9 protein-coding genes are annotated in these 10,378 nt (G+C 73.3%); 1 reads left to right on the top strand and 8 read right to left on the bottom strand.

The annotated features are described in order from the left end of the window. Positions 1–286: 286 nt before the first annotated feature. From ACFVQ3_RS09565 to ACFVQ3_RS09545, 5 genes are all read right to left on the bottom strand, one after another. Complete coding sequence (locus ACFVQ3_RS09565; RefSeq protein WP_387637966.1) at positions 287–817, bottom strand: hypothetical protein; 531 nt, start codon at positions 815–817, stop codon at positions 287–289. Next, positions 814–1,290 carry an LpqN/LpqT family lipoprotein gene (locus ACFVQ3_RS09560; RefSeq protein WP_387637963.1) on the bottom strand — a complete coding sequence of 159 codons (477 nt, stop codon included), beginning with the start codon at positions 1,288–1,290 and terminating at the stop codon, positions 814–816. Before ACFVQ3_RS09560 ends, ACFVQ3_RS09565 begins: the two co-directional genes overlap by 4 nt. A gap of 80 nt (positions 1,291–1,370) precedes the next feature. Then, the gene (locus ACFVQ3_RS09555; protein WP_387637961.1) at positions 1,371–2,156 is read right to left on the bottom strand and encodes a hypothetical protein; all 786 of its coding nucleotides are present in this window, start codon (positions 2,154–2,156) and stop codon (positions 1,371–1,373) included. Beyond that, positions 2,135–3,550 (bottom strand): hypothetical protein, encoded by a 1,416-nt coding sequence (locus ACFVQ3_RS09550; RefSeq protein WP_387637959.1) that lies wholly within the window; start codon positions 3,548–3,550, stop codon positions 2,135–2,137. The genes ACFVQ3_RS09555 and ACFVQ3_RS09550 overlap by 22 nt, the downstream gene beginning before the upstream one ends. Next, a complete protein-coding gene (locus ACFVQ3_RS09545) occupies positions 3,547–3,849 on the bottom strand; it encodes a hypothetical protein (RefSeq protein ID WP_387637956.1) in 303 nt (100 codons plus the stop codon). The genes ACFVQ3_RS09550 and ACFVQ3_RS09545 overlap by 4 nt, the downstream gene beginning before the upstream one ends. A gap of 137 nt (positions 3,850–3,986) precedes the next feature. Between ACFVQ3_RS09545 and ACFVQ3_RS09540 the strand changes: the two genes are divergently transcribed. After that, on the top strand, positions 3,987–4,943 hold the full coding sequence (locus ACFVQ3_RS09540; RefSeq protein ID WP_387637954.1) for a hypothetical protein: 957 nt from the start codon (positions 3,987–3,989) through the stop codon (positions 4,941–4,943). 18 nt (positions 4,944–4,961) lie between these two features. Here ACFVQ3_RS09540 and ACFVQ3_RS09535 read toward each other — a convergent pair whose 3' ends face one another. The 3 genes from ACFVQ3_RS09535 to ACFVQ3_RS09525 all read right to left on the bottom strand — a co-directional run bounded on the left by ACFVQ3_RS09535 (position 4,962) and on the right by ACFVQ3_RS09525 (position 10,365). Next, positions 4,962–5,507, bottom strand: a complete 546-nt coding sequence (locus tag ACFVQ3_RS09535) for a hypothetical protein (protein WP_387637951.1) — start codon at positions 5,505–5,507, stop codon at positions 4,962–4,964. Beyond that, positions 5,504–5,800, bottom strand: a complete 297-nt coding sequence (locus ACFVQ3_RS09530) for a WXG100 family type VII secretion target (protein ID WP_030151988.1) — start codon at positions 5,798–5,800, stop codon at positions 5,504–5,506. Before ACFVQ3_RS09530 ends, ACFVQ3_RS09535 begins: the two co-directional genes overlap by 4 nt. Positions 5,801–5,907: 107 nt before the next feature. Beyond that, positions 5,908–10,365, bottom strand: coding sequence for an FtsK/SpoIIIE domain-containing protein (locus ACFVQ3_RS09525; protein ID WP_387637948.1), 4,458 nt, complete (start codon positions 10,363–10,365; stop codon positions 5,908–5,910). Between the last annotated feature and the right edge of the window lie 13 nt (positions 10,366–10,378).

The raw sequence follows: 10,378 nt of genomic DNA, 5'->3' as shown, positions 1-10,378 counted from the left end.
GCATAGATACCAGCAGGACCAGCGCCAACAACGGCGACACGCAACGGACGAGAGCTGCTCACAGGAAAGAACGCCTTCCGGTCGAGGAGGGGAGGTCGGCCCGCAGGACGTGGGCGGACCGGTCACGCGGGCTGTCCGGGTGAGTCCGCGGCCGCCAACGGGAGAACCACTCGATTGTACGACTGAGGTGAACCTTCACACTGACAGCGAATCTCGCCTGGTGGAATGCCGTCTCATGATCCGGCCGAATGTTACGTGGACGGGCGGCGTGACCCGGTGACGAGCCTCAGCGCTCGAAGAGTCGCACGAAGCGGTTGTCGACGCGAGGCCGCCACCCGAGAGCCCGGAGCGTCGAGAAGACAGGGACCTTGATGGTCGACGGGCTCGCCGACACGGCAGCGACGTGCGTGACCTCGTAGGTCCGGTCCCCCGACGAGGTCACCCGCTGCGCGACCACGACGCTCCCGGACCGCGCACCGAAGGTCTTGCCGCGGTGTCCGTCCCAGCGCGTCTCGGCGTGGACACCGGCCGGCGAGGCGGCCACGCTCCTGCGGGACCTCCCGCTGATCTCCGTGAACCGATAGACCGCGCGTCGAGCATCGAGCCGCACCACGAGCCGGTACGACCTGGCTGTCTGCCCTGCCCCGAGCAGCGATCGCCACCGGTCCTCCCAGCCCGTCCAGGTCAGCGTGACCTGGGCGCCGTGCTTCCACTCCTCGACGGATGCCGAGTACGGCAGGTCGTCGGACTCGAGACCCAGCAGCGCTGCCACCACGTCGTCGAGCGGCACGGCGTCCGCCGCCACTGCCCGGTTCACAGGGCGATGCGCAGGCTGTCCTGGATCGCGCGGATCTCCGGCAGCGTGCCCGGCATCTGCGCCCCCGTGCACGACCCGGTCACCTGGACCAGGTCCTTGACCGGTCCGCGGTCGACGAGCACGATCCGCACCGCCTGGACGAGCGCTCCGAGGGTCGGCTCGGCGAAGATCCCCTCGATCCGGAACCCGGCGTGCCCCTGGACCTCGATCTCCGACCGGCCGAGCTCCTTGTACTGGGGCAGCGCGGTCAGCCGCGCGACGACCTCGCCGGTCGCCTGCTCGAGCGTGTGCTCGGCCCGGACCCGGTTGAGGACCGTGATGACGTTCGCGCGGAACTCCCCGCCGTCGGCGTCCTTCGCGAGCGCGAGCGGGAGGCCCACCTCGGGGAGCGGCTGCCAGCCGTCCGGCTGGTCGAGGCTCACCCCGGGATAGGCAGGGAACTGCTCGCTCGGGAACTGCAGGGTCGACGGCACGGTCACTCCTCTTCGGGGGTCCACAGGGCCCGGACAGTCTAGGCGGCCACGCGCCCTGACGGTCCGGGCCCCGCAGTCCGTCAGGACGCCGCGACCTCGCCCACGTCCTGCAGCAGGCCCACGAGGGCACGCCAGACGTCGCCGGGGCTCCGCCGTTCGAGGACCACGGGCGTCGCGGGATCCGGGACGTCGAGCCCGAACGGCTCGGCCGGCGCGACCCGCTCCCAGAGGCCGTGCTCGGCCGCGTCGACGACCGCGAGCGCGCGGACCGTCGACCGGCCGGGCCCGTGGACCGTCACGCGCCACGTGACCCTGGCAGCGTCGAGGACCTTGCCGGCGTCCCCTGCCTGGTCGGACGCCTCGGTGCCGTCGGACGTGCCCAGCGCGCCGACCGTCGTGGCGAGGACGTCGGGCAGGGAGCCGTCACCGGCCACACCCTCCCGCCCGAGCCCGACCGTCGTGGCGATCCACGGCACGACCATGCCGACGTCGACCGGCAGGTACTCGGCCTGAGCAGTCCCGGGCCAGCCCGAGCGCGCCCAGCACACCGCGACGCCGTCGACCGCCGCGAACGCGAGCCCGTGGTAGACGATCCCGTCGTCGCTGCTCGTCTCGACGTCGACGAGGAGCGAGCTGCCCCCCAGCGCCTTGGCGAGCTCCGCGGCCGCCGGGTCGATCGTGCCGTCGGCGGCGATCACGCCGGCCTCGCGCAACGCGTCGACGGCGACCTCCAGCCCCTCCTCCACCACGCCCTCCTGGGCCAGCTGGCCCAGGACCGCGAGGTGGTCGGGGAAGAGCAGGAAGCGCCGACGACGACGATCCATCGCCGCGGGCAGCCCCTCGGTCAGTCGAACGGGTTGAGCCACGAGCCGAACTCCTTTGCCTTCTCGACGCCGGCGTCCACCGCGTCGCCCACGACCTCGGTCGTGGCGTTCCATCCGTCGGCGACCATCTCCGCGCCGTTCGCGGCGAGGTCCTCGATCTCGTCCCAGTGGGCGATGATCTCGGTCGTGCCGTAGATCGCCCCCGTGATGACGGCGGCGCCGATCGTCACGGGGTTGGGGGCGATCATCGCAGCCGTGAGGCTCACGTTGAAACCGAGCTCCGCGACGTCCGCGACGTAGTCGATGCCGTTCTCCTTGAACGCGTCGATCGGGTTGCCCTGCGAGGCCACGTTCACGAAGCTCATGCCGGTCGCGCCGACGGCGCCGACCACACCCAGGCCGCGCAGGACGCCCGAGGCCTTCGCGCCCGCACTGAGGCCCGCGCGCAAGGCACCGGTGTCGGCGGCCGCCGCGGCCGCTCGACCCGCTGCCCACGGAGTCAGCCCGCCGGCGGACCCCGTCACGCCGGACGTGCCGAACATGACCCGCCCGAAGGCGTTGAGCCCGCCGAACGTGTTCGCCCCGAGGCCTGCCCCAACCCCCAGACGGAGCCCGAGAGCATCGAGCCGCGGGCTCAGCGCCTTGACGATCAGGCTCGACACGGAGTTCTGGGTCAGCAGCTTGCCGCTGGCCCAGTGCATCCACAGCGCCGCGCCGTACTTCGCCGTGTAGAAGCCCGAGTAGGCGACCCCACCGACCGTCGTCGCAGCCCACACGGCCGACCCGAGGGTGCCCTCGTGCCCGGCCATCCCCGGCAGCCGCCCCAGACCGTTGGCGACGATGCCGTTGACGTAGTCCTCGAACGACTCGCGGTGTCCCCGCACCAGCACCGACCGGGTGTCCTCGAGCGCGCGGCGGCACGCGAGAGCCGCGGCCTCGAGCGTCTCCCGAGCCCGGTCCGCGGCGGCGCTCTGCGCCTGGAACGCCACCTGCGCGTCCCAGATCGCCGCCTGCCGCTGCTGACCGGTGTAGAAGGCCATGTCCGGGCTGGCGGTCGTGTCGATCGTCCGCAACGTCGACGCGCACGACGTGGCCGCGTCGTCGGCGAACCCTTGCGCCGAGGCGACCGTCGCACGCGCAGTCTCGAGCGCGTCGGCGTAGGTCCGCAGCGCTCCGGCTCCCGTGCTCATCGCCCCCTGCACGTTCTCGACGAGCAGGGCGACGCCCTCCACCGCGACGGGTGCCGCCTCGCCGGCGACCCCGACCCAGTCGTCGCCGAGCGCGCGGGCGCGGGCCCGCAGCGCCCGCAGCGAGTCGCCGAGTCCGTCGTGCACCGTGTCGAGTCCGCGCGCGGCGGTACGCAGCCCCTCCGGGTCACCGTCGACCGCAGCGAGCCGGGGCGCCGACGGCGCAGGTGCGTCGACGAAGTAGGTCATCGGAGCTCCCTCGCACCCTCGGCCAGCACCCGGTCCTGCTCGGCGTAGGCCGCGGCAGCGTCGCCGAACTGCGTCGCGAGCTCACCCAGCGCCACCGCCACGGCGCCGAGACCAGCGCCCCAGTAGTCACCGAACTCGCTCGCGCCCGCGACGACGTGCGGCTGGCCACCCGCAGCCGAGGCCGCCCCTGCCTGCTGCGCGATGTCGCCTGCCAGGTCCCCCAGCGTCCCCGCGGTGGTTCCGAGCGAGATCGCTGCCGCATCGATCGCCTCGGTGTCGACGCGAAGCGTCATCGTCATGTCCTCTCGTCCGCACGGCTCTCCACCGCGCGACGCCATGGTGCCAGATGCTGCCCGTGCCCCACCATGGGGACAACTCCCCGCACGGCACCGTCACGGCAGCCGTCACAGCAGCCGTCGACGGTAGCCTGGCTCCCGTGACCCACCACGACGAGACCGGCGGCGTGCTCCCGCAGCCGCAGGGCGACGCACGGGAGACCTCCGCCGAGACTGCGACCGGCGCTGGGGACGCCGCTCGTCGACCTGACGCGCGGCGGGTCCCACGGATCGACGCGCTCGTGCCGGGAGCCTTGCGCGAACGGGGCCGCGCGGCGCTCGCCGGGGTCGAGTCGGCCCGCGCGAACGTCGAGACCGCTGGTGCGAGCGTGCGCGGTCTCGGGCGGCGGCTGCGCGCACCGGGCGCGCTCTTCGGGCCACCTGCGCCCGCCGTCGGCGTCCCCGCCGCGCCCGAGCATCCTCTGCACCGCAGCCAGGCCGAGGTCGCCGCGCTCCTCCCCCGCTCGTTCGAGGTTGCCGTCGCAGAGGCGCGGGGGGACGTCGGTCAGCGGGGATGGACCGGGCGAGTCTTCCTGGTCGGTGAGAGCTCCCCGGGATGTCTGGTCCGCCGTTCTCCCCGTGCTCCGCTCCGCGGGGGGGAGATCGCCTCCGGCCTCCTGGACCTGGCTGTCGAAGGTCTCGTCGGACAGCACGCCGGCAGCAGCGACGACCCGCACACCGTCGAGCTGCTCGACCCCGACGGGCACGTGCTCCTGCGCAGCACGCCCGTCGACCGGCGGCGCGACGACAGGACCGTGCGCGAGGTGTCGCTCGCGGACGGGACACCGGTCGCAGCCGTCGTGGCGGGCGCTCGGAAGGACCACCACCGCGAGGTCGTGCCTCGCGGCGCGCTCCGCGCCGCCCCCGTGCTCACGGACCTTCTCGACCTCTACCCCGGCCGAGAGAGCGCCGCGCGCGTCTGGCGCGGCCCCGAGGAGCTCGCGTCGATCCGCACCGAGGACCGTCAGCGCATGCTCACCGTCCGAGACCTCACCGCGGACGACGAGGCGCTGCTCGTCTGGGCGGCGGCGCTCTGCTGGTGGGGGGCCGGCACCTGACAGTCGGCCCTGCGTCGCTCAGACCTCCGCGCCGGCCGCACCCGCGAGGCAGACCTGGAGGGCTGCGGCGACCTGCTGCGGCTTGCTGCACTGCACTCGGATCCAGCTTCCGTCCGTGAGGCGCAGCCGGAGGATCCCGGCGCCCAGGGTGGGCGCGTAGGCCCCGCCGACGAGCTTGCCCCCGACGACCGTGGTGCCGTCCGGCAGGCGCTCGCCCTCGTGGAGCGGCCCCTGAGCGGCGACGTGCGCAACCACGCTCGGGTCGATCGCGGCGGCGGGGAAGTGGTCCCTGCCCGCACGCAGACCCGTGCGGTCGACGACGATCTTCTGGTACCGCCGGGTGGAGTAGACCGTCAGCAGCACGAAGAAGCCGACGATCACGCCGATCATGGGCCACACGAGGGCGTCCCACCAGCCACGGACCACGGTGTCCACGAGGAACGCGACGGCCGTCGGCACCGCGACCCACCTCGCCGCCCGGCCGTACCCGCCGCCCGACTCCCGATACGGCAGGACGGCCGCCCCGACGTCGGGGCGGCCGTCCGAAGGTCCAGCAGTCGTCACCGGGCGATCGCGGAGCCGAGACGCGCGTCGAGCTCCTCCATCGAGTCCGCGGCGCGCGCGAGGAACGTGTGCATCTCGACGAGTCCCTCGACCGCGTTCTTCGCGCCGAGGTTGAACTGGTCGTAGGAGGCCATGAACTGCGTCGAGGCCTGGTCCGTCACGAAGCCGGACGACACGAGGGCCGTGACCTGCTTCATCAGATCCGCGAGGATCTCGTCGAGGTGCCCCTTGCCGATCTCCAGACGGCCCGCTGCGTCCCGCATCTCGCTGTAGGTGACGTTGACGTTCGCCATGTCGATTCCCGCTCTCTTGATCCATCATCGGCCTCGCGGCCCGTTGTCGTCGCAACCGTACCGAAGGTGCGGTCGCAGGGATATGGGGAGAACTCCCCACGCGTGCGTCAGCCCATCGGGACCTGTACCCGGGTGGTGCTGCCGCGCGCGATGTAGTAGCCCCGGCCAGGAGGGAACTCCGCACGGGAGACCCTCGGCAGGGAGGTCTTGAGCAACGAGTCGCCCTCGAGCGACTCGGGCTGCAGCAACAGCCCACGGCGCCCGTTCTTCATCTCGGCGAGCAAGGGCCACGGCGAGCCCCACCGGGAGGACTCGGCCTCCGCGACCACGAGGCACGAGCCCCGCTGGGCCGCCTTCATGAGCGCGACGAGCGGTGCGTCCGCCGGTGACTGAAGGTACTCGTCGACCCCCTCGACGAAGACGGCCACGGGGCCCGCCGCCAGGTCCTCGAAGACGTCCTGGGCGAGGGCCACGACCTCGTCGACGCTCTGCGCGACCCGGTCCCAGGGCACCGCCGACACCAGCGAGGACCCGGGATGCGCCGCGAGGACGATCCGGGTCTTCGGGGCGGCCCGGACCAGCGACCTCGCGAGCGCCGCGAGCGCCGTCGTCCGACCGCTGCCGACCGGCCCCGACACGAGGAACGTCCCCTCGGGTGCCCACCCGAGGGCGTCGAGCGTCTCGTCGCCGATCCCCAGCACGGGCTGCCCGTCGACGTCGTCCGGCAGCACGTCGGCCGTGTACTCCTGCGGGAGCGCACCGATCCTCGGCGCCTGGAGCACACCGGCCTTGCGCATCGAGTCGCCCAGCCGCACGCAGGAACGTGCTTGCTCGGCGGCCGAGGTCGTCCCGCCGATGACCGCGACCTGGGTCTCCGCACCGTCGACCACCGCGCGGCCGGGCGGTGACGACGGGGTGAGCACGTCGCCGGGCACGTCGAGCAGCCCGTACCCGTCGTCCGAGAGGCGGAGCACGACGTTGCGCTGCACGGCCGAGCGGACCGCGGTCGGCACGGCGCCCGCGCGGTCTGCCGTGAGTGCCACGTGGATGCCGAGCTGTCGTCCTTCGGCGAGCACGTCACGGAACACGTCGAACCACACGGCCCGGCCGGCACCCTGCTCGAAGTCGTCGCGGAACGCGCCGAAGCCGTCGACGAGCACGAGGATGCGCGCCACGTCCGTCCGGCCGGTGAGCGCCCGGAACTCGGTGACGCTCGACGCGGAGGCGTCGGCGAAGAGCGGGCCGCGGCGGTCGAGCTCGGCGCGCAGCATGCGGAGCAGGCGGACGACGCGCTCGACGTCGTCGCCCATGATCACGGACCCGACGTGCGGCAGGGACTCGAGCATGCGCAGGCTGCCGCCCGCGAAGTCGAGGCCGTAGACCTGGACCGCTCCGCCCCGGGGGGTGATCCCCGCCGCGATGCCCAGCGTGCGCAGCGCGGTGCTCTTGCCCGCGCCACCCGTGCCGTACACGGCGAGGTGCCCGTCGGTATCCGGGCGGAAGTACGTCGACCGCTGGGCCTGCACCTCGGGCAGGTCGGCGACGCCGATCAGCAGCTCGGTGTCGGTGCGCTGACGCAGGCGGGCGAGGTCGTAGACCCCGGCGAGCGAGTCGAGCCAGGGGCGACGCGGGCTAGGGATCTCGGCGTGCCGGCTCGCCGCCCCGATGCACGCCACGAGGCGCTGCTGGTCGTTGGGGCCGAGGTCCGTCTCCTCGGGCACGACCGCGGGCTGCGGCGCGTCCCAGCGGATCTCGCCGCCGAACCGCAGCGCCGCGACCTCGATGCGCAGCGGCTGCGCCTCGTCCGAGGTCCAGCCTCCTGCGTAGGCCGACTGGAACGGGCGCACCCTGCCGGGCCCCGTCTTGGCCAGCCCGCGTCCCGGGAGCCCGGGATCGAAGTGGGCCGCCTCGGGGGTCCCGACGACGTCGGACGAGTCGGACTCGTCGGCCATCCGCAGGGCGACGCGAAGGTTCGTGTTCGCGCGCAGGTTGTCGCGGATGACGCCCGCCGGCCGCTGGGTGGCCATGATGAGGTGGATCCCGAGCGAGCGCCCGCGCTGCGCGATGTCGACGACGCCGTCCACGAAGTCGGGCACGTCGGAGACGAGCGCCGCGAACTCGTCGATGACGATCACCAGGGCCGGCGGCGCGTCGGGGTCGCCCCGCTTCTCGAGCTCGAGGATGTCCTTGGCCTTCTTGCGGTTGAACAGGTGCTCGCGGTGGTGGAGCTCGGCCCGCAGGCTGGTGAGGGCGCGCCGCACGAGGTGCTGCGACAGGTCGGTCACGAGGCCTACGCAGTGCGGGAGCTGGACGCAGTCCGCGAACGCGGAGCCGCCCTTGTAGTCCACGAACAGGAACGTGACCCGGTCCGGGCTGTACTCGGCCGCCATGCCGAGCACCCACGCCTGGAGGAACTCGCTCTTGCCCGAACCGGTCGTCCCTCCCACGAGGGCGTGCGGGCCGTGCGTGCGCAGGTCGAGCTGCATCGCCTCGGACCCGGCCGAGCCGACGAGCGCCCGCAGCCCCCCGGCGCGGCGACGCCTCGGGACGGCACCCGGCGTGCGGTCGGTGATCGAGAGGTTCTGGTTCCAGCGGTCGATCACGGCCTCGCCGGACGTCGCCATGTCGGGACCGAGGAGCGTCAGCAGGGAGACGCTGCGAGGCAGGTCGCTCGCGTCCTCGTCGACGACCCCCGCGTCGAACACCGGTGCCATGCGACGGCCGTACTCGACCGCGTCGGCCGCGTCGACGGTCTCGAGCACGACGTCGTCGACCGACAGGCCGAGCCGGACCATGCCCACCGAGGTGCGGTCGGGGCCGACCTCGACGTAGGTGCGGCACGCGGCCGGCAGGCCCCGGACGCTGTCGGCGACCCACACGGGGAACACCCCGGCGTCGGGCCCCGTCTCCGCGAGCTGCGCGAGCCGTGCACGGTCCACGTCGACCTCGGACGACACGAGGACCACGACCGCGGGCAGGGGCGAGCTCGTCCCCTCGACGGGTCCGCCACCTCCCTCGCCGACGCTCGCCCCGCGCTCGAGCGCGGCGTCGCGGGTCCGGGCGGCGCCTCGACGCGTCGCGCGCTGGCTCTTGAGCCGGGTCCGGATCAGCTCCTCGAGCTGAGCGAGGAGCACGGCACCGCTGCTGGCGCTGTCGGCGAGGTGGTTGCCCTCGATCGGGCTCGTCGACGCCGAGGTGTGCGGCATCCACTTGAGCCACTCGAGCGAGCGCGACCACGTCGGCGTCACGAGGGAGCAGACCACGAGGTCGGTGGGCGAGTGCAGCACCGTGAGCTGGACGAGCACGGAGTTGACCACGGGCTCCACGAGGTTCTTGGCCCCGGCCAGCCCCAGCGCGCCCGCGTCGTGCAGGTTCTCGACGACGGGGACGCCCGAGACGAGCTCGTGCCGGTCGACCAGCTCGTCGAGGCGCCCCTGGAGCTCGGGGACCATCTCACCGCGCCCCGGCGTCTCGACCTCGTTGCGCGAGGGCATCGAGCCGAGCCCGAGCCGCACGTTGAGGAAGGACCAGTGCTCGGGGCGGCGCGTCCACAGCAGCGGTCCGCGACGCAGCCCCTCGGCCAGCGTGAGCGGGGTCGCCGGCGCCTCCTGGAGCCGTGCGGACCGTTCCGCGACCTCCTCGTCGCGCAGCGCGGACCGCAGGCCCTCGAGCCGCTCGTCGAACCTCTTGACGTCCCGCTCCAGGCGACGACGGCGCCGCTGACGCTCGGTCACGTAGCTGCCGACGAGCATGAGCGGGCTCATGAGGATGAACAGGAGCGCGGTCGGGCGCTGCGTGATGAAGAACATCAGGAGGCCCATCACCACCGGGGCGACGAGGGCCAGCGCCGGGAAGGTCTGGGGCTCCTCCTCACGGTTGGCGCTGGGCGCCGTGAACTTCTCCCCCGCGTAGCGCGGCTCGACCTTGGGCGAGCGGTTGAACGGGACGGGACCTGCGACCGGACCGCCGGCGGCGCTGCCGAGCGGGTCGACCACGACGACGGTGTCGCCGAGCACGAGGGTCTGCTGCCGGTCGACGCGCAGCCGGGTGACCAGACCGCCGTCGACCACGATGCCGTTGGCCGAGCCGAGGTCGACGACCTCGGTCCGGTCGGACGCGTCGATCCGGGCGTGCTTCTTCGAGACGAGGGGGTCGGACAGGACGAGGTCGCACCCTGGCTCCCGTCCCACGACGTAGCGCCCCGCGACGAGGTCGCGCTGCAGCCCGGCGTCCGGACCGGCCACGACCCGGACGCGGGCCAGCACGTTCTGGACGTCCTGCATCGTGCTGGCGGCGCGGGCCGCGTCGAGGAGGTGCACGACGGCCCCGGACCCGAGCCACGCCTCCGCGATCGGGACGTCGGGGTCGAGGACGACCGACTGCTCCTGCGCGGGGAGCTGGGCGCGCAGGGTGAGCGGGGGGACGTCGACCAATGACCCCATGTTGCGGGGGTCGCGCACGGCGATCGCGCGGGCGACGTCGCCGACAGTGCTGCCGGCGTCGGCGGTGACGACGATGTCGTCGCTCGTGCCGTCGTGGCGCACGAGAGTCATCTTGAGACGCACAGGGACGTGTCCT

Origin of the sequence: Oerskovia sp. NPDC057915, from assembly GCF_042887685.1 — a bacterium.
GTDB lineage: Bacteria > Actinomycetota > Actinomycetes > Actinomycetales > Cellulomonadaceae > Oerskovia.
Note: the sequence above shows the minus strand (reverse complement) of the source record. Positions and strands in the feature narration are given on the sequence as shown.

Excerpts from the sequence above, each read along its gene's own strand:
- ACFVQ3_RS09550 (WP_387637959.1), bottom strand. The coding sequence starts at position 3,550 with ATGACCTACTTCGTCGACGCACCTGCGCCGTCGGCGCCCCGGCTCGCT.
- ACFVQ3_RS09545 (WP_387637956.1), bottom strand. The coding sequence starts at position 3,849 with ATGACGATGACGCTTCGCGTCGACACCGAGGCGATCGATGCGGCAGCG.
- ACFVQ3_RS09530 (WP_030151988.1), bottom strand. The coding sequence starts at position 5,800 with ATGGCGAACGTCAACGTCACCTACAGCGAGATGCGGGACGCAGCGGGC.